At 41.6% G+C, this 18,086-nt stretch carries 30 protein-coding genes and 1 pseudogene; 7 read left to right on the top strand and 24 right to left on the bottom strand.

Annotated elements, in window-relative coordinates:
* Positions 1-98: 98 nt before the first annotated feature.
* The 24 genes from rpmJ to RFW85_RS09445 all read right to left on the bottom strand — a co-directional run bounded on the left by rpmJ (position 99) and on the right by RFW85_RS09445 (position 11,711).
* Entirely contained in the window at positions 99-215 is a 117-nt protein-coding gene (gene rpmJ, locus RFW85_RS09560; RefSeq protein ID WP_000867907.1) for a 50S ribosomal protein L36, read from the bottom strand.
* A 20-nt stretch (positions 216-235) separates the two neighbouring features.
* Positions 236-1,555 (bottom strand): preprotein translocase subunit SecY, encoded by a 1,320-nt coding sequence (gene secY / locus RFW85_RS09555; protein WP_170249219.1) that lies wholly within the window; start codon positions 1,553-1,555, stop codon positions 236-238.
* 45 nt (positions 1,556-1,600) lie between these two features.
* Complete coding sequence (rplO, locus tag RFW85_RS09550; RefSeq protein ID WP_002116985.1) at positions 1,601-2,041, bottom strand: 50S ribosomal protein L15; 441 nt, start codon at positions 2,039-2,041, stop codon at positions 1,601-1,603.
* Positions 2,042-2,044: 3 nt separating this feature from the next.
* The gene (gene rpmD, locus RFW85_RS09545) at positions 2,045-2,221 is read right to left on the bottom strand and encodes a 50S ribosomal protein L30 (RefSeq protein WP_000849088.1); all 177 of its coding nucleotides are present in this window, start codon (positions 2,219-2,221) and stop codon (positions 2,045-2,047) included.
* 6 nt (positions 2,222-2,227) lie between these two features.
* Positions 2,228-2,725, bottom strand: a complete 498-nt coding sequence (rpsE, locus tag RFW85_RS09540; RefSeq protein WP_001141025.1) for a 30S ribosomal protein S5 — start codon at positions 2,723-2,725, stop codon at positions 2,228-2,230.
* 2 nt (positions 2,726-2,727) lie between these two features.
* A complete protein-coding gene (gene rplR / locus RFW85_RS09535) occupies positions 2,728-3,078 on the bottom strand; it encodes a 50S ribosomal protein L18 (protein ID WP_002049741.1) in 351 nt (116 codons plus the stop codon).
* Positions 3,079-3,092: 14 nt separating this feature from the next.
* Positions 3,093-3,626 (bottom strand): 50S ribosomal protein L6, encoded by a 534-nt coding sequence (gene rplF, locus RFW85_RS09530; RefSeq protein ID WP_002116801.1) that lies wholly within the window; start codon positions 3,624-3,626, stop codon positions 3,093-3,095.
* A 13-nt stretch (positions 3,627-3,639) separates the two neighbouring features.
* Positions 3,640-4,035: a 30S ribosomal protein S8 gene (rpsH, locus tag RFW85_RS09525; protein WP_002049732.1), complete on the bottom strand. Its 396-nt coding sequence runs from the start codon at positions 4,033-4,035 to the stop codon at positions 3,640-3,642.
* A gap of 11 nt (positions 4,036-4,046) precedes the next feature.
* The gene (gene rpsN / locus RFW85_RS09520) at positions 4,047-4,352 is read right to left on the bottom strand and encodes a 30S ribosomal protein S14 (RefSeq protein WP_002049689.1); all 306 of its coding nucleotides are present in this window, start codon (positions 4,350-4,352) and stop codon (positions 4,047-4,049) included.
* Between the two features lie 9 nt (positions 4,353-4,361).
* The gene (gene rplE / locus RFW85_RS09515; RefSeq protein ID WP_044119300.1) at positions 4,362-4,898 is read right to left on the bottom strand and encodes a 50S ribosomal protein L5; all 537 of its coding nucleotides are present in this window, start codon (positions 4,896-4,898) and stop codon (positions 4,362-4,364) included.
* A 15-nt stretch (positions 4,899-4,913) separates the two neighbouring features.
* The gene (rplX, locus tag RFW85_RS09510; RefSeq protein WP_002116820.1) at positions 4,914-5,231 is read right to left on the bottom strand and encodes a 50S ribosomal protein L24; all 318 of its coding nucleotides are present in this window, start codon (positions 5,229-5,231) and stop codon (positions 4,914-4,916) included.
* A 9-nt stretch (positions 5,232-5,240) separates the two neighbouring features.
* Positions 5,241-5,609: a 50S ribosomal protein L14 gene (rplN, locus tag RFW85_RS09505; protein ID WP_001982634.1), complete on the bottom strand. Its 369-nt coding sequence runs from the start codon at positions 5,607-5,609 to the stop codon at positions 5,241-5,243.
* Positions 5,610-5,701: 92 nt separating this feature from the next.
* A complete protein-coding gene (rpsQ, locus tag RFW85_RS09500) occupies positions 5,702-5,959 on the bottom strand; it encodes a 30S ribosomal protein S17 (protein WP_002116661.1) in 258 nt (85 codons plus the stop codon).
* On the bottom strand, positions 5,956-6,153 hold the full coding sequence (gene rpmC, locus RFW85_RS09495; RefSeq protein WP_000849928.1) for a 50S ribosomal protein L29: 198 nt from the start codon (positions 6,151-6,153) through the stop codon (positions 5,956-5,958). The genes rpsQ and rpmC overlap by 4 nt, the downstream gene beginning before the upstream one ends.
* Positions 6,153-6,566, bottom strand: a complete 414-nt coding sequence (rplP, locus tag RFW85_RS09490) for a 50S ribosomal protein L16 (RefSeq protein WP_002049688.1) — start codon at positions 6,564-6,566, stop codon at positions 6,153-6,155. The genes rpmC and rplP overlap by 1 nt, the downstream gene beginning before the upstream one ends.
* A 3-nt stretch (positions 6,567-6,569) precedes the next feature.
* Entirely contained in the window at positions 6,570-7,322 is a 753-nt protein-coding gene (rpsC, locus tag RFW85_RS09485) for a 30S ribosomal protein S3 (RefSeq protein ID WP_002049710.1), read from the bottom strand.
* A 1-nt stretch (position 7,323) separates the two neighbouring features.
* Entirely contained in the window at positions 7,324-7,653 is a 330-nt protein-coding gene (gene rplV / locus RFW85_RS09480; RefSeq protein ID WP_001982638.1) for a 50S ribosomal protein L22, read from the bottom strand.
* Positions 7,654-7,664: 11 nt separating this feature from the next.
* On the bottom strand, positions 7,665-7,940 hold the full coding sequence (rpsS, locus tag RFW85_RS09475; protein ID WP_001138119.1) for a 30S ribosomal protein S19: 276 nt from the start codon (positions 7,938-7,940) through the stop codon (positions 7,665-7,667).
* A 13-nt stretch (positions 7,941-7,953) separates the two neighbouring features.
* Positions 7,954-8,778 (bottom strand): 50S ribosomal protein L2, encoded by an 825-nt coding sequence (rplB, locus tag RFW85_RS09470; RefSeq protein WP_002049686.1) that lies wholly within the window; start codon positions 8,776-8,778, stop codon positions 7,954-7,956.
* An 11-nt stretch (positions 8,779-8,789) separates the two neighbouring features.
* Positions 8,790-9,110: a 50S ribosomal protein L23 gene (gene rplW / locus RFW85_RS09465; protein WP_002049693.1), complete on the bottom strand. Its 321-nt coding sequence runs from the start codon at positions 9,108-9,110 to the stop codon at positions 8,790-8,792.
* The gene (rplD, locus tag RFW85_RS09460) at positions 9,107-9,709 is read right to left on the bottom strand and encodes a 50S ribosomal protein L4 (protein WP_002049755.1); all 603 of its coding nucleotides are present in this window, start codon (positions 9,707-9,709) and stop codon (positions 9,107-9,109) included. Before rplD ends, rplW begins: the two co-directional genes overlap by 4 nt.
* Positions 9,710-9,720: 11 nt before the next feature.
* The gene (gene rplC / locus RFW85_RS09455; protein WP_170249096.1) at positions 9,721-10,359 is read right to left on the bottom strand and encodes a 50S ribosomal protein L3; all 639 of its coding nucleotides are present in this window, start codon (positions 10,357-10,359) and stop codon (positions 9,721-9,723) included.
* A gap of 58 nt (positions 10,360-10,417) precedes the next feature.
* On the bottom strand, positions 10,418-10,729 hold the full coding sequence (gene rpsJ, locus RFW85_RS09450) for a 30S ribosomal protein S10 (RefSeq protein ID WP_000070912.1): 312 nt from the start codon (positions 10,727-10,729) through the stop codon (positions 10,418-10,420).
* A gap of 253 nt (positions 10,730-10,982) precedes the next feature.
* Positions 10,983-11,711, bottom strand: coding sequence for a type 1 glutamine amidotransferase (locus RFW85_RS09445; RefSeq protein ID WP_309171477.1), 729 nt, complete (start codon positions 11,709-11,711; stop codon positions 10,983-10,985).
* 168 nt (positions 11,712-11,879) lie between these two features.
* Between RFW85_RS09445 and RFW85_RS09440 the strand changes: the two genes are divergently transcribed.
* The 7 genes and pseudogenes from RFW85_RS09440 (at position 11,880) to RFW85_RS09410 (ending at position 18,045) form a co-directional block, all read left to right on the top strand.
* On the top strand, positions 11,880-13,070 hold the full coding sequence (locus tag RFW85_RS09440; protein WP_309171476.1) for a PLP-dependent transferase: 1,191 nt from the start codon (positions 11,880-11,882) through the stop codon (positions 13,068-13,070).
* 42 nt (positions 13,071-13,112) lie between these two features.
* Positions 13,113-14,660, top strand: coding sequence for a helicase HerA-like domain-containing protein (locus RFW85_RS09435; protein WP_309171475.1), 1,548 nt, complete (start codon positions 13,113-13,115; stop codon positions 14,658-14,660).
* Positions 14,650-14,801 (top strand): annotated as a pseudogene (locus RFW85_RS09430) (hypothetical protein). The gene RFW85_RS09435 and the pseudogene RFW85_RS09430 overlap by 11 nt, the downstream one beginning before the upstream one ends.
* A 2-nt stretch (positions 14,802-14,803) precedes the next feature.
* Positions 14,804-15,568 (top strand): globin domain-containing protein, encoded by a 765-nt coding sequence (locus RFW85_RS09425; RefSeq protein WP_014207751.1) that lies wholly within the window; start codon positions 14,804-14,806, stop codon positions 15,566-15,568.
* Between the two features lie 87 nt (positions 15,569-15,655).
* Positions 15,656-16,093, top strand: a complete 438-nt coding sequence (locus RFW85_RS09420) for an Rrf2 family transcriptional regulator (RefSeq protein WP_002116968.1) — start codon at positions 15,656-15,658, stop codon at positions 16,091-16,093.
* 100 nt (positions 16,094-16,193) lie between these two features.
* Positions 16,194-16,970: a ribosome biogenesis GTP-binding protein YihA/YsxC gene (gene yihA, locus RFW85_RS09415; RefSeq protein WP_005067265.1), complete on the top strand. Its 777-nt coding sequence runs from the start codon at positions 16,194-16,196 to the stop codon at positions 16,968-16,970.
* A 124-nt stretch (positions 16,971-17,094) separates the two neighbouring features.
* The gene (locus RFW85_RS09410; protein WP_130119849.1) at positions 17,095-18,045 is read left to right on the top strand and encodes a metal-dependent hydrolase; all 951 of its coding nucleotides are present in this window, start codon (positions 17,095-17,097) and stop codon (positions 18,043-18,045) included.
* Positions 18,046-18,086: the final 41 nt, after the last annotated feature.

Below are 18,086 nucleotides of genomic sequence, written 5' to 3'. Positions count from 1 at the left end.
TCCAAAAAGGCAGTAGAGATAATCAACCGCCCCACAAAAATCTTGAGGGGCGGATATTAACCCAATTCGCCTACTGAAATCAACAGGTCTTGATTAGATTAACCTTGACGCTGCTTATGACGAGGTTCTGCGCTACAAATTACGCGAATAACCCCATTACGACGGATAACTTTACAGCTACCACAAATTTTCTTTACAGAAGCTTGTACTTTCATGATGAAACCTCTAAGTGCGCTTATCCCTTAGGATGAGCAGTCGTTTTTCTCATTAATGTTTGATTATCATATTGATGAGATGTTAAATGCGCTTGTAGCTGAGCCATAAAGTCCATAACCACGACAACTACGATCAATAATGAGGTACCACCCAAATAGAATGGAATCCCAAAAGAACTTTGTAGAATCATTGGCATTAAACAAATGACCGTAATATAAATCGCACCAATAAACGTCAAACGATTAAGAATATGATCTAAGTAACGAGCAGTTTGCTCACCTGGGCGAATACCAGGCACATAAGCTCCGCTGCGTTTTAGATTTTCTGATACTTCCTTAGGGCTAAATACTAAAGCCGTATAAAAGTAACAGAAAAAGATAATTAACGCACCAAAGAGCACCAAATACAAAGGCTGTCCAGGCGACAATACTAAAGCTAAATCTTGTAAGCTGCTTTTAATAAAACCAGCATTTGGATCTGCACTTCCCACCCATTGACCAAGACTTGCTGGGAACAAGAGTAAAGAACTTGCAAAAATAGCAGGAATAACACCAGCCATATTAATTTTTAATGGCAAATGCGTCTGCTGTGCTGTAAATATACGACGCCCCTGTTGCTTTTGCGCATAGTTTACTGGAATGCGACGTTGTGCTTTTTCAATAAACACAATAGCTGCCAATACACCTAGAGACAAAAGACCAAAGATTACAAGACCAATCAAACTTGTCTGACCATTATCTACAGAAGAGATAGATTGCATAATTAAATTAGGCAAACCAGCAACAATACCTGCAAAAATAATCATTGAGATACCGTTACCAATACCTCTTTCTGTGATCTGTTCACCTAGCCACATTAGGAACATTGTTCCCGCAACCAAAGAAGTAACAGCTGGTACGTAAAATGCGAGGCCATTTGTCAAAGTAATACCTTGACCAATTAAGCCAGCACACATACCAACAGCCTGAACCACAGCAAGTAGTAATGTACCTTGACGCGTATACTGATTAATTTTACGCTTACCTTGCTCACCTTCCTTTTTCAAGGCTTCAAGTGATGGAATTACAGTAGACATTAACTGCACAATAATTGACGCAGAAATGTACGGCATAATCCCTAAAGCAAGAATAGACATTCGCTCTAAAGCACCGCCAGAAAACATATTGAATAGCCCAAGAATAGTTCCTTGGTTCGCATGAAATAAATTTTCTAACGCAGCATTATTAATGCCTGGTACTGGAATATGCGCTCCTAGTCGAAAGACCAGCAATGCACCGATTAGAAAACTCATCCGGCGAATAATTTCACGGTATTTCACGTGAAATGGCTGACCTTTCATCATGTTGACATGACCTGAAGAACTAGGAGACATAGACACTCGAGATTACTCCTCGACTTTACCGCCAGCTGCTTCAATCGCAGCTTTAGCGCCTTTAGTCAATGCAACACCTTGAACAGTGAATGCACGAGTGATTTCACCAGAAAGTACGATACGAGCACGAATTTGGTCACGACGAACAACATTCGCAGCTTTCAAAGTTTCTAGGCTAACGATGTCGCCTTCAACTTTGCTTAACTCAGATAAACGTACTTCAGCAGTTTTTAAAGCGATTTGGCTAGTGAAACCGAATTTAGGTAAACGACGATAAATCGCAGTTTGACCGCCTTCAAAGCCTGGACGAACGCCACCACTTTTACGTGATTTTTGACCTTTGACACCACGGCCACCAGTCTTACCAACGCCAGAACCGATACCACGGCCTAAACGACGGTGTTCACGTTTTGCACCTTCTGCAGGCGCAAGTTCATTTAAACGCAGAGTCATGGCTTATTCCTCTACACTAACCATATAGTAGACTTTGTTGATCATACCGCGGTTAGAAGGCGTATCTTGCACTTCTACAGTATGACCAATACGACGCAGACCTAAACCTTGTAAGCAAAGCTTGTGATTTTTCAAGCGATGTGAAGAAGATTTAGTCTGGGTAACTTTAATCGTTTTCATGATTGATTACCCTTGAATTTCTTCTACTGATTTACCACGTTTCGCAGCGACTTTCTCAGGAGAAGTCATATCACGCAAACCTTTGAAAGTTGCGTTTACTACGTTTGCAGCATTAGTAGAACCATAACATTTAGCAAGTACGTTATGTACACCTGCAGCTTCTAGAACGGCACGCATAGCGCCACCAGCGATTACGCCAGTACCTTCAGAAGCAGGTTGCATATATACACGGCTTGCACCATGACGAGCATTCACAGGGTGTTGTAAAGTAGTACCTGCAAGGTCTACAGTAATCATGTTGCGACGTGCAGCTTCAAGTGCTTTAGAAATAGCAGCTGGAACTTCACGAGCTTTACCACGACCAAAACCAACACGACCATTACCATCACCCACAACAGTTAATGCTGTGAAAGAGAAGATACGACCACCCTTAACAACTTTGGCTACACGATCAACGGCAACCAGCTTTTCAACAAGACCTTCGTTTTGTTCAACTTTAGCCATGATTAGAACTCCAAGCCGTTTTCACGAGCAGCATCAGCCAAGGCTTTGATACGACCATGATATTTAAAACCAGAACGGTCAAATGCAACTTTAGTTACACCAGCTGCTTTCGCACGCTCTGCGATTAAAGCGCCTACTTTAGTAGCCGCATCTACATTACCTGTAGTACCGCTACGTAAAGATGCATCCAAAGTTGAAGCTTGCGCTAAAACTTTGCCACCATCTGCTGAAATAACTTGAGCATAGATGTGACGCGGAGTGCGGTTTACACACAAACGAGTCGCACCCAATGCACGAATGTGCAAGCGTGTGCTTTTCGCACGACGCAAACGGGATTGTTTCTTTTCGTTCATAAGAACCTCGCGCCTTATTTCTTCTTAGCTTCTTTACGAAGAATGACTTCATCCGAATAACGAACACCTTTACCTTTATATGGTTCAGGAGAACGATATGCACGGATTTCTGCCGCTACTTGACCTAACAACTGCTTGTTTGCTGATTTCAAAATGATTTCAGTAGCAGTTGGAGTTTCCGCTGTTACACCTTCAGGTAAAGCGTAGTCAATTGGGTGTGAAAAACCAAGGTTAAGGTTTACAACAGTACCTTTAACCGCAGCTTTATAACCAACACCAACTAGCTGCAACTTACGTTCGAAGCCTTCACTAACCCCTTTAACAAGGTTATTCAATACAGCGCGAGCAGTACCAGCTTGCATCCAAGCATCTTTCGATTCTTTAACTGGAGCAAGTTGAAGTTTACCTTCTTCCTGTTTTAGCTCGACCAGCGCATGCAGGTTGAAAGACAATGTACCTTTGCTGCCTTTCACTTCGACCTGCCGGCCGTTCTGAGTAACTGCTACACCATTAGGTACAGTTACTGGGGCTTTAGCCACACGAGACATGAGGAATCACCTATTAAGAAACAAAAGCAATAACTTCACCACCAACGCCCGCAGCACGTGCAGCGCGATCAGTCATGATGCCTTTGCTTGTAGAAACAATTGCAATACCTAAACCTTGCTTAACGCTTGGAAGTTTATCTTTACCACGGTATTGGCGAAGACCTGGACGGCTTACGCGCTTAACCATTTCGATAACTGGTTTGCCTTCGAAATATTTTAAAGTAATTGTCAAAGTAGATTTTGTCTCTTCTTGAGCAACTTCCACATTTGAAATATAACCTTCTTGTTGAAGTACGTTTGCAATTGCAACTTTCAACTTAGAAGAAGGCATAGAAACAGTTTGTTTCTTAGCCATTTGTGCGTTACGAACACGTGTTAGCATGTCGGCAACGGTATCTTGCATACTCATTTAGTCGCTCCTTACCAGCTTGCCTTAACAACGCCTGGTACATCACCCTGCATTACTGTGTCACGTAATTTGTTACGGCTTAAACCGAACTTACGGAAGTAACCATGAGGACGACCAGTTAAACCACAACGGTTACGAAGACGTACCGGAGATGCATTACGTGGCAATGCTTGTAACTTTAACATCGCTTCGAAACGCTCTTCTTCACTTGCATTTACGTTTGCAATCGTAGCTTTTAATTCAGCACGTTTTGCAGCGTATTTAGCAACTGTTTTTTCGCGTTTCAATTCGCGATTAATCATACCTTTCTTAGCCATATCGACCTCTTATTTGAACGGGAAGCCGAATGCACGCATAAGCGCACGGCCTTCGTCATCGGTGCGAGCAGTCGTAGTAATAGTAATATCCATACCACGAATACGATCAATCTTATCGAAATCGATTTCAGGGAAAACGATTTGCTCTTTCAAACCCATTGAGTAGTTACCACGACCGTCAAATGATTTCGAAGAGAAACCACGGAAGTCACGGATACGAGGGATTGCGATTGAGATCAAACGGTCCAAGAATTCGTACATTTGGTCGCCACGTAAAGTAACTTTACAACCAATTGGCCAACCATCACGGATTTTGAAACCAGCGATAGATTTACGAGCAAGTGTAATTACTGGTTTTTGACCAGCAATTAATTGCATGTCGACTACAGCGCCATCTAATAATTTCTTATCAGTTGCAGCTGCGCCTACACCCATGTTTAGGGTAATTTTTGTGATGCGTGGAATTTCCATCACGTTCTTAATGCTAAGTTCTTCTTGTAACTTTGCTTTAAGTTCATCATTGTAACGTGCTTTAAGTCTGGCCATTGCCTTTTCAACCTATTACTTCGCTACCGCCACTGATTCACCATTTGATTTATAAACGCGAGTTTTCACGCCATCAATCACTTGGTAACCAACACGGTCAGCCTTCTGGGTTGTAGCATTTAAAATTGCCACGTTTGAAATATGAAGCGAAGCTTCTTGAGTAACGATACCGCCTTCAGCGCCAGTTACACGATTCGGCTTTTGATGCTTCTTCACTAAGTTAAGGCCTTCAACCTTAACGCGGTCTTCAGAAACAGACAATACAGTACCCTGTTTGCCTTTTTCTTTACCTGCGATCACGATAACTTGATCGCCTTTTTTAATCTTAGCCATGATTGCCTCTTATAGAACTTCAGGAGCCAATGAAATGATTTTCATGAACTGTTCAGTACGAAGTTCACGAGTCACTGGTCCGAAGATACGAGTAGCAATCGGAGCTTTGTTGTTGTTCAGGATAACTGCAGCATTATCATCAAAACGGATCACAGAACCATCTGGACGACGAATGCCGAATTTAGTACGAACTACAACCGCATTCATCACGTCACCTTTTTTAACACGTGCGCGTGGGATTGCTTCTTTTACAGTAACTTTAATAATGTCGCCAACAGAAGCATAACGACGATGTGAACCACCAAGTACTTTAATACATTGTACGCGGCGAGCACCACTGTTGTCTGCTACGTCGAGCATAGTTTCGGTTTGAATCATTGCCCTACTCCAAAACCGAGCATCACCGGTCACAATTTCGAAAGGCTCAAAGAGTACTCGAAATTGACCGATGATGCAACAAGAACGTCGAATTACTCAGCAGCTGCTTCAACTACTTCCACTAAAGTCCAAGCTTTAGTTTTAGAAATTGGGCGGCTTTCTTTAATGGTCACAACATCGCCAAGCTTAGCAACATTGTTTTCATCATGAGCGTGTAACTTAGTTGAACGGCGAATTGACTTGCCATACAACGGGTGTTGAACGCGGCGTTCGATAAGAACAACAATAGACTTGTCCATTTTGTCGCTTACTACTTTGCCGGTTAACGTGCGGACTGTTTTTTCACTCATTGTCCGTTCCCCTGTTTTTCGGTAAGGAGTGTCTTAATACGAGCAATTGTCTTACGAGCAACTTGCACTTCATGCGATTTACCCAACTGACCAGTTGCTTTCGCCATACGAAGACGGAATTGGTTAAGCTGTTGCTCATCGAGCAAAGCTTTCAACTCTTCTACCGATTTTTCACGTAGATCTTTAGTTTTCATTACATTACCGTCCGAGTCACGATAGTGGTTTTAAACGGAAGTTTAGCAGCAGCTAAAGCAAATGCTTCGCGCGCCAATTCTTCGTTCACACCTTCAATTTCGTACAGGATCTTACCTGGTTGGATCTGGCAAACCCAGTACTCCACGCTACCCTTACCTTTACCCATACGCACTTCAAGAGGCTTTTGAGTGATTGGCTTATCCGGGAATACGCGAATAAAGATTTTACCACCACGCTTAATACGGCGGCTAATAGTACGACGTGCAGCTTCAATCTGACGAGCAGTCATACGACCACGTTCAGTTGCTTTAATTGCAATCGAACCAAATGATACTGTACTACCACGATGCGCTAGACCAGTATTACGGCCTTTGTGCACCTTACGGAATTTGGTACGTTTAGGTTGCAACATGGATTATTCTCCCTTGTCAGCAGCACGGTCACCGCGACGACCACGACGCTCTTGACCTTCACCACGACCACGACCACGTTTAGCTGGACGATCTTCAGCAGGAGCAGGGTTCATGACTTGTTTCATGCCACCTAAAATCTCTCCACGGAAAATCCAAACTTTAACACCAATCGTACCGTAAGTTGTTTCTGCACGCATAGTTGCATAGTCAATGTCTGCACGCAATGTATGTAAAGGTACACGACCTTCACGATACCATTCTGTACGAGCAATCTCTGCACCACCTAAACGGCCAGACACTTCAACTTTGATACCTTTAGCACCAGCACGCATAGTGTTTTGAACCGCACGTTTCATAGCACGACGGAACATTACACGCTTTTCTAATTGAGAAGCGATTGCTTCAGCAACTAAACGCGCATCTAAGTCTGGGCGATCAATTTCGTTGATACTTACTTGCGCTGGAACACCCATAATACTGGTAAGTTCGCGCTGTAATTTTTCAATATCTTCGCCTTTTTTACCGATTACGATACCAGGACGAGCTGTGCTAATAGTTACTTTAGCAGCGCCTGATGGACGTTCGATAAGAATGTTGCTTACCATCGCATTCTTAAGTTTTTTAGTTAAAAACTCACGAACTTGAAGATCTTTAAGCAAGTATTCAGCGTATTGTTTCGGATTCGCATACCAGTTAGCGTTATGACGTTTCACAACACCTAGGCGGATACCGATTGGATGAACCTTCTGACCCATATCAAACCCCTACCTTAACGGTGATGTGACAAGTACGCTTAGTAATACGATCTGCACGGCCTTTAGCACGTGGCATAATACGTTTAAGGCTCATGCCTTCGTCAACGTAAATCGTAGAAACTTTAAGATCGTCAACATCTAAACTGTTATTGTGTTCAGCGTTTGCAATCGCAGATTCCAATGCTTTTTTTACTAAAACAGCAGCTTTTTTATTACTGAAGTTTAAGATATTTAAAGCATGCGCAACAGATTTGCCGCGAATAAGATCTGCAACCAAACGTGCTTTCTGTGCCGAGATAGCGGCACCGCGTAATTTAGCAGTTACTTCCATCATGACACCTATTAACGTTTAGATTTCTTGTCAACACCGTGACCACGATAGGTACGAGTTGGCGCGAATTCACCGAGTTTATGACCAACCATATGCTCAGTAACAATTACTGGAACGTGGTTACGACCATTATGAACAGAAATTGTTAAACCAACAAAATCCGGAAGGATCATCGAACGACGAGACCAAGTTTTAATCGGCTTGCGAGAGTTACTAGCAACAGCCGCTTCAACCTTAGCGAACAAGTGCGCATCGACGAATGGGCCTTTTTTCAGAGAACGAGGCATTAGTCAGATTCCTTTACTTGACGCGACGGTCGCGAATAATCATCTTAGTCGTACGCTTATTGGTACGTGTCTTGTACCCTTTAGCTTTTTGACCCCATGGGCTTACAGGTTGAATACCTTTGTTACGCCCTTCACCACCACCGTGCGGGTGATCAATCGGGTTCATCGCCATACCACGTACGGTAGGACGAACACCACGCCAGCGCGAAGCACCAGCTTTACCCAATGAACGAAGGTTGTTTTCTTGGTTAGAAACTTCACCAATTACAGCGCGGCATTCAACATGTACTTTACGCATTTCGCCTGAACGAAGACGAATGATTGCGTAAGAACCATCACGACCCAACAACTGAACAGATGCACCAGCAGAACGTGCTAATTGCGCGCCCTTACCAATTTTAAGTTCAACGTTATGAAGTGTAGAACCAATCGGCATATTACGAAGTGGCAAGCAGTTACCTGGACGAATTGGAGCATCGTTACCAGATTGTACTTTATCGCCAGCACGTAAGCCTTTAGGTGCGATGATATAACGACGCTCACCATCAGCATATTTCAACAAAGCAATATGTGCTGTACGGTTTGGATCGTATTCAATACGCTCTACAACAGCTGGGATGCTGTCTTTGTTACGTTTGAAGTCAACGATACGGTAGTGTTGTTTATGACCACCACCAACGTGACGAGTAGTAATGTGACCGTTGTTATTACGACCACCAGTACGTTTTTTAGCTTCAACCAACGGTGCGTAAGGAGCGCCTTTGTGAAGATGGTCATGAACCACTTTCTCTACAAAGCGACGTCCTGGAGACGTTGGCTTACATTTTTGAATCGGCATAATTTTCGTCCTTATTCCGCTGCGCTTTCAGCGGTATCGCCCAAGTCAGCCATTTCAACATCTTGGCCAGCTTTCAGGGTGACGTATGCTTTTTTAACATCAGAACGGCGTCCCAATGTACGACCAAAGCGCTTAGTCTTACCTTTAGTAATAGTTGTGTTAACTTTAACAACTTCTACACCAAAAAGTTTTTCAACTGCTTTTTTGATTTCAAGCTTAGTAGCATTGATGTCTACTTTAAATACTTGAACACCAACAGTATCACCTAATACTTGTGCCTTTTCTGAGAAGACTGGTCCTTTTAGGACTTGATAGATACGTTCGTTGTTCATCCGAGTTCTACCTCAATTTTCTTAGCAGCAGCTACAGACATCACAACTTTATCAAACGCGATCAAGCTTACAGGATCGATTGCAGTTGCATCTACCACATCTACATGCGGAAGGTTGCGTGCTGCAAGATATAAGTTCTCATCTACAGCGTCAGTAACGATTAATGCACGAGCAGCATTTAAGTCGTTAAGCTTTGCAAGCAATTCTTTAGTTTTTGGAGCCGCAACAGCAAACTCTTCAACCAATACAAGACGATCTTGGCGAACAAGTTCAGCTAAGATACATTGCATTGCACCGCGGTACATCTTACGGTTTACTTTTTGAGACCAATCTTGTGGACGAGCAGCAAAAGTTTTACCACCGCCAACCCAGATAGGGCTACGAATAGAACCCGCACGAGCACGACCAGTACCTTTTTGACGGAATGGCTTTTTACCACCGCCAGAAACGTCTGCACGTGATTTCTGAGCACGAGTACCTTGACGACCACCTGCTAAGTAAGCAGTAACAACTTGGTGTACAAGAGCTTCGTTAAATTCACGTCCGAAAGCAACTTCAGACAATTCAACAGCAGAGCCGGAAACAGTTTTCAAATTCACGGTATTTCCCCTCAGGCCTTGATGGTAGGACGTACAATCACGTCACCGCCAGTTGCACCAGGAATTGCACCTTTAACAACTAAAACAGAACGTTCAGCGTCAATAGATACGATTTCAAGACCTTGTACTGTTACGCGTTCGTCACCTAAGTGACCAGCCATTTTCTTGCCTTTGAACACGCGCCCAGGAGTCTGGTTTTGACCTGTAGAACCTAATACACGGTGAGAAACTGAGTTACCGTGAGTAGCGTCTTGAGTACGGAAGTTCCAACGTTTAACACCACCTTGGAAACCTTTACCTTTTGATTGACCAGTTACGTCAACAATTTGACCAACTGCGAACAAATCAACGCCAATAGTACCGCCAACTTCACGGCCTTCAAGCTCAGCTTCAGTAACACGGAACTCTTTAACTAAACGACCAGCAGCAACACCAGCTTTCGCGAAGTGACCTTTCTGAGCGCTAGTTACGCGAGATTCGCGACGTTCACCAGTAGTTACTTGAACAGCTTGATAACCATCAGTTTCAAGTGTTTTGATTTGCGTAATGCGGTTTGGATCGACTTCGATGACTGTAACAGGTACAGAAACACCTGCATCTGTAAAGATGCGAGTCATACCACATTTGCGACCGACTAAACCAATAGCCATGTGCATAAACCTCTAAAAAAGCGGCCTAATTAACTTAGAAGTTAATCAACCGAAAGCCTTAACCCAAAGCGATCTGAACATCAACACCAGCCGCAAGATCTAATTTCATCAATGCATCAACAGTTTTATCTGTAGGTTGAACGATGTCGATCAAACGTTTATAGGTGCGGATTTCGTACTGGTCACGCGCATCTTTGTTAACGTGCGGTGAAGTAAGAACGTTGAAGCGTTCGATGCGAGTAGGCATCGGAATTGGACCACAAACTTGTGCGCCAGTACGCTTAGCGGTTTCTACGATCTCTTGAGCAGATTGATCAATCAGACGATGATCAAAAGACTTCAAACGGATACGAATTCTCTGGTTAGACATACCAGTAAACTCCAAGCCAAACATATAAAGAATCACCTTTGACGCATCTCACCCATTGGTAAGTGTCAAAGGCAGTGAAAATCACTAAGGTCATGATCGATGCCACGACTGTAATGCACATTTACTACTTTCTTCGCAGTAAATGCCCCTCCTTTTGAGGGTCGCCCATTATAACGATTGTTTAAGTCTTATGCAATTCTCTTTTTCTATTTTTTGTTCAAAACACACTTTAACCTAGTATTCTCAACTCACTCTAGGCGTTTATGACAAATTCAATCGCTTTATTTAAGAGTTGATTACCTTGTTCAAATTTTTGTGCTTCTGAATATTGTAGTTCACTCACAGGCTGCACATATTCTCCATTAAAAATAGATAGCTCTTCTTCATTTTCAAGTAAGAGTTCTAAAGCTGCCGGTGTCATTTCTGGATGAAATTGAAAACCCAGCACATTTTTTCCAATTTGATACATCTGATTACGACAAGCTATATTCTCGGCTAAGTGTATGGCACCTTTGGGTATTTCAAATGTTTCGCTATGCCACTGCATCACCTTTATCTTTTCAGGCAATGGAAAACTGTCTTGAGGTAAATTTGCCACCCTCCGAACTGTCGACCAGCCAAGTTCCTGATAGCGGTTTCGACTGACTGCGGCGCCTAGTGCATTAGCAATTAGCTGCCCACCCAAACAGAGACCTATAGCAGGCTTTCCTGCTGCTAAATAACGACGCAACCATCTTTTCTCTATCTTAAGCCATGGATAATTCGCTTCATCATTTACACTCATGGTGCCACCCATGACTAATAATAAGTCAACCTCATCAATTTGTGGTAAAGCTTCTATTTCAAGTGACCGATCAACAGGAAGTGCAAAAAACTCCGTAGAACTAATAGTCGCGTGGTGAGCTTTTAAAAATGAATAACAACTCCCAAACCCCTCACCCGCGATATGTTGAAAATAATGAACTCTTAAATGCGACTTCATGCGCTTAAACCTATTGTTGTTAGAATGTTGTAGTGGTCTTTGCAAAAATAAAGCCAAGTTTTTGTTTTATAGGTCTACTGTAACGAAACCTCTTACAAAACTTTATAAATCTAGCGAAGAGTTTAAATTTCTCTTAATCTAACTTTATCATTTAAAACATAACGCACTATGAAAAAGCATAACGATTTCCAGACTCGCCTCATTCATGCCCCAAGAAAGGCTCCGCAATTCATTGAAACAGTGCAACCTCCCTTATTTCGCGCATCAACCATTATTTTCAAATCAACTTCGCACCTTTTTGATCGCCACTGGACTGACAAATATGACTATAGCTATGGAACACATGGCACCCCCACTACCTTCACCCTAGGCGACAATATTGCACAAATTGAAGGTGGTTTGCATTGTTTGCTTGCACCGAGTGGCCTATCCGCAATTAATATTGTGAATTCAGCATTTTTAAGCACTAATGATGAAGTATGGGTCCCAGACAATATATATGGACCAAATCTAGAACACTTAACCTACCTACAAAGTCAATATGGCATTATTGTTAAAGTATATAACCCCATTGACGCTGCAAGTTTTCAACCCACCGAAAGAAGTAAACTATTATGGTTGGAGGCTGCAGGTTCGGTTACTTTAGAATTCCCTGATCTTAAAAATCTAGTCAAGAAAGCTAAAAAACATGGTGTATTGACTGCTCTAGATAACACTTGGGGAGCTGGGCTTGCGTTTAATGCTTTTAATTTTTCTGATGAACATCTATCAGTCGATTTAACCGTTCATGCACTCACAAAATATCCAAGTGGTGGTGGTGACATCTTAATGGGTAGCATTGTAACTCATGATGAGAAACTTCATCACAGCTTATTCCGTACCCACGCCATTTTAGGTATTGCAGTTTCAGGAGATGATGCGGCTCAAGTTCAGCGCAGTCTTGCTCATATGTCTTTACGCTATGAACAACAATCAGCCAATGCTCAAACTTTACTTAAGTGGCTAAAGGACCAACGCCAATTTGCACAAGTTCTACACCCAAGTGATGAATCCTCACCAGGCCATCAATATTGGCAAGAAATATGCACAACTGGTCAAAGTGCAGGCTTAGTGAGTGTTATTTTTAAACCTGAATATGACATTACAGCAGTACGTCGTTTCTGCGATGCATTAGAGTTATTTAAGCTTGGCTTTAGCTGGGGTGGACCCATTAGCCTGATTATGCTTTATGATTTAAAAATGATGAGAAAACTTGAAAATACACATTTACAACAAGGATTATTGGTTCGATTCTGTATAGGACTAGAAGATCCGCAAGATTTGATACAAGATATCGAAAACGCATTGAAACAACTGTAAAACGACAACATTATAGTGACTCAAACCATAGGATAAAAATATATGGGTACACCGATTGTTATTGCTAAAAATATTAATGACACATCAAAAGAAATTGTTTTACTCCCCCAGTTTGCTAACCGTCATGGGCTTATTGCAGGTGCCACAGGTACAGGTAAAACAGTTACGTTAAAAGTTCTAGCAGAGAGTTTCTCTCGAATCGGCGTGCCGGTATTTCTTGCCGATGCTAAAGGCGATGTTTCGAGTCTCGCAAAAGCTGGTGAAGCTTCGGATAAATTTAATGAACGCTTAAAACTTTTACAAATTGATAGTGTTCCATTCGCAGCGAACCCAGTTGTTTTTTGGGATTTATTTGGTCAGCAAGGCCATCCTATCCGAACCACTATTTCTGAAATTGGGCCAATTTTATTGGCTCGCATACTCAACTTAAATGATACCCAAGAAGGTGTTTTATCCGCTGTATTCCGTATCGCAGATGACCAAGGGTTACTTTTAGTCGACTTTAAAGATTTAAAAGCCATGATCACTTTTGTGAGTGAACATGCAACTGAGTTTAAAGCCGAGTATGGCAATTTATCTCCAGCCAGCCTAGGCGCCATTCAGCGCAACTTACTCGCTCTTGCCGACCAAGGTGGAGAACAGTTCTTTGGGGAACCAGCTTTAAATATTCTGGATTTTATCCAAACCGATGCAAACGGACACGGCTATATCAATATTCTTGCTGCCGACAAGCTCATGAATACACCTAAGTTATATGCCACTTTCCTCTTATGGATGCTTTCAGAGCTATTTGAACAGCTACCAGAAGTCGGTGACATGGATAAACCTAAACTCGTGTTTTTCTTTGATGAAGCTCACTTATTATTTGATAATGCCAGCCAAGCACTCCAAGACAAGATTGAACAAGTTGTACGTTTAATCCGCTCCAAAGGGGTGGGTATCTACTTTATTACTCAAAACCCACTCGATTTACCCGAAAACGTTCTTGGTCAACTTGGTAATCGCGTTCAACATGCATTACGTGCATTCACCCCTAAAGATCAAAAAGCTGTAAAAACCGCAGCAGACACTTTCCGTGCTAATCCAGATTTTAAAGTTGATGAAGCTATTACCCAACTTGGTGTTGGTGAGGCATTAATTAGCTGTCTAGATGAGCAAGGTACACCACAAATTGTAGAACGTGGTTGGGTTATGCCTCCATACTCTGCATTTACACCGATCACTCCAGAAGAGCGTCAGACTTTAATCTCGCAAAGTATTATTGCTGGGGTTTATGAACAAGCTGTAGATCGTGATAGTGCCTATGAAATGCTACAGAATAAAGTTGCTGAACGCGAACAACAGCAGCAAGACGCCGAACTTGCAAAACAACAAGCTAAAGAACAAGAAACTTTAGCAAAACAGCAAGCTAAAGAGCAGGAACGTTTGGCACGTGAGCAATTAAAAGAGGAAGAAAGAGCAGCCCGTGAACGAGCTAAACTCACACAAGACATTGTGGGAACTTTTGCCAAAAGTGCTGCACGCAGTTTAGGAGGAAGTACCGGCCAAAAACTCGTAAGGGGCTTGCTCGGCTCTTTATTTGGTAAATAAAAATATTAAAAAAATTGCGTTAATTTTAGGGGATTTTATATCCCCTAATTTTTTTATGGTTTTTATAAAAAAGTTATTGCCATTAATTTTTTAAAGATGTATTTTAAATACATCTTATATAGCCAGATAAATAAGGTCTAGCCATGACTCCACAACAAATTGAACTTGTTAAATCTACTGTACCGGTTTTACGTGAACACGGCGTTACGCTAACTACATACTTTTATAAGCGCATGCTTAATAACAATCCCGAATTAAAAAATGTTTTTAATTTAGACGACCAAACCAGCTTACGTCAGCCACGTGCTCTTGCAGCTGCTGTGCTTGCTTATGCAGAAAATATTGAGAACCCTACTGTTCTAGCTAAAGCTGTTGAACGTATCACCACTAAACACGTGAGCTTAGATATCCAACCAGACCAATATGCAATTGTTGGAGACAACTTGCTTCATTCAATTAGTGAAGTACTCAACGTACCATTCGAATCAGAGCTTATCGAAGCGTGGAAACAAGCATACTTACAATTGGCTGATATCTTGATTGGTGTTGAAAAACAAAAATATGAGCAACTTGAAAGCTTAAAAGGTGGATGGGCTGGCTGGCGTTCATTTGAAATTACTCAAATTGATCCTCTGGAATCTGGCAAACGCTTCACTTTAAAAGCAACTGACCATGAAGACGTACTGACTAGCCCAGCAAATGCCTTTATTTCAGTTAAAGTACAAGTTCCCGAACAACAACTTGAACAACCGAAAGCGTTTAAATTTACTGAAGCTCAAGAAGATAACTCATATCATTTTGAAGTGCAGCCTGAAGAAAATCATACTGAGTTTTCGGTTGCTAATATTTTACTTGAGCATTATAGAGTGGGTGATCAAGTACAGGTTTCAGCTCCTTTAACGCTGTAATGTAAAAACCTCTTGCCTGAAAGTTTTCTTATTTAGACTTTCAGGCTAAGATGATCATCCTTTTAATCTCTTCCATTTTTGGTGATCATGCAGCTTAATAAATTTACCGATTATGCATTACGACTCTTAATGTATGTTGCACGCCCAAGTGATGCACCCTACACGATTGCAGAAATCGCGAAAGATTTGCATGTTTCACAAAACCATCTAGTTAAAGTTGTTCACTTCATGGGCAAGCAGGAATGGATTATTACCATTCGTGGAAAAGGCGGAGGAATTCGCTTAAATCCAGATGCACTTAACTCAAATTTAGGTTCAATCGTTCGGATATTACAGGGCGACAATCAAATCGTTGAATGTAATACGCCACCTTGCGTATTACGCAGTCACTGTGGTTTAAAAGGTATTTTAGATCAGGCTTTAGAAAGCTTTTATCAAAGCCTAGATCAATACACACTCGGAGAAGTTTTGCAGCAATCAAAATCCGCTCCTGCCAACTCCCCTATTGCATTTTTACAGATCTAACATCTATTGCTTTTAATAACTAGATTTATTGAAAATTAGCAAGAATACCCAAGCTCCTTTATACTAGGCGCGAGCCCTCTCATTTAAAAAGTTATTTTTTATGCGTCGTAGTGAAAAATCGAAAGACACCAAAGCCAGACTCGCACCCAAGCAAAAGATCAGCTATGAAAAGAAACCAGATCCAGCGATCACAGCATATGCTGTGCAATCACTCAACTGGTTACGCCAAGCTGAGTTTCTAATGAGTGCACCTAAATTGGCACTTTGTGTTGAAGATAGTGGCTACGAGATCGCTTTTGCAGGACGCTCAAATGCCGGCAAGTCTAGTGCTATCAATGCATTAACCAACAAAAAACAGCTAGCACGTGCCTCTAAAAAACCCGGCCGTACTCAAATGATTAACTTCTTTAGTCTAGGCAACCCCGATCAACGTTTAGTCGATCTTCCTGGCTATGGCTATGCAGCCGTACCTGAAGATATGAAACGAGTATGGCAAAAAGAATTAGAAAATTATCTAATCCATCGTAAAAGCTTACAAGGTTTAGTATTACTGATGGATATTCGCCATCCATTACAGCATTTCGACATGATGATGCTAGAGTGGGCTTATTCACGTCATCTATTTGTTCATATCCTTCTAACAAAAGCGGACAAGCTTAATCGTGGTCCTGCAAACAAAGTGCTATTAGAAGTTAAGCAACAACTGAAAAAAATGAAGCTTGATTTCTCGATTCAACTTTTCTCATCACTTAATAAATTAGGTTTAGAAGAGCTAGCAAGTGTTATGGCTGGACGCCTGCATTTTACGCTTGATCAAGAACCGGAATTTGACGTTGACGCGATCCCTGAAGCAAGCGATGAGGATGCTGAAGAGTAAATCGTCAAAACAGATACAATTTCTTTATTAAATTTATTTTCAAATTGGCCCCTATTGCTAAACACAAATGTAGGGGCTTTTTTTATACTCGTTATAACTTCATCGAGTTAAAAATCAGGATTAAATGATGAAATTGTTATCTTTTTTGAAGAACAAAGCTTTAGGTTCTTCTATTGACTATAAAATTCTTCCACGTAAAGTAAAATTTGACTGGAAAGACACCCCTGTTGACTGGATTCCAAATCAGCCTTTCGCAAGTTATTTTATTAATGAAATTAATAATATCTTGCCTGCCGGAGAATTCTGGTTCTGCCGTTTGTACAATAAGGTTTTACCTCAAATTAAAGACGAAAAACTTAAACAGGATGTCCAAGCATTTATCCGTCAGGAAGCTATGCACGCCAATGCCCATACGTCTGCTAATAAAGAATATTTAAGTGCACGTAATATTGATATCCAGCGAAATCTGGACATTATGAATTATCTATTTACTACAGCCTTAGCAGATAAACCTTTCGACAAAGAAGTTCCTCAATTTCTACAAGAGCAATGGGACCTTTTTCGTTTAGGCGTTATTGCAACTGTTGAACATATGACCTGTGTGTTGGGTAAATATGCACTCTATAACAAGCGCTGGGAAGAATTAGGTGCCGACCCTGAAATGGTTGACTTGGTAAAATGGCATGGTTCAGAGGAAATTGAACACCGTACAGTTGCTTTTGATTTATACCGCCATTTGGGTGGTGGTTATATTCCACGCTACTATTTAAGCCTCGCAGTAATTGTACTAGTGCTTGGATTATGGGTAGATGGCGCTGCACATATTATGAAACAAGATCCACGTTTTGCAGATGCGGCTAAATCTAGATTTTTCCCAGTATGGGTTGCAGTAGAATGGTATAAAATTAGCCGAAAAGATAATCAGGTTTTACCAAATCCAATCTGGCTTATTGCCCAACAAATTGATTACCTCATGCCTTGGTATGATCCAGTAAAAGAAGGTAGCACTGAAGATGCGGTAAATTATTTATCACAATCTCCAGCAGCAAAAAGAGCTGAATTACAAGCGGCTTAAAAATAAAAAAGCAGGATTTTAAATCCTGCTTTTTTATTTAG

Origin of the sequence: Acinetobacter sp. 12966, from assembly GCF_031196995.1 — a bacterium.
Taxonomy (GTDB): domain Bacteria; phylum Pseudomonadota; class Gammaproteobacteria; order Pseudomonadales; family Moraxellaceae; genus Acinetobacter; species Acinetobacter geminorum.
This window is presented reverse-complemented; position numbering and strand designations above follow the sequence as displayed.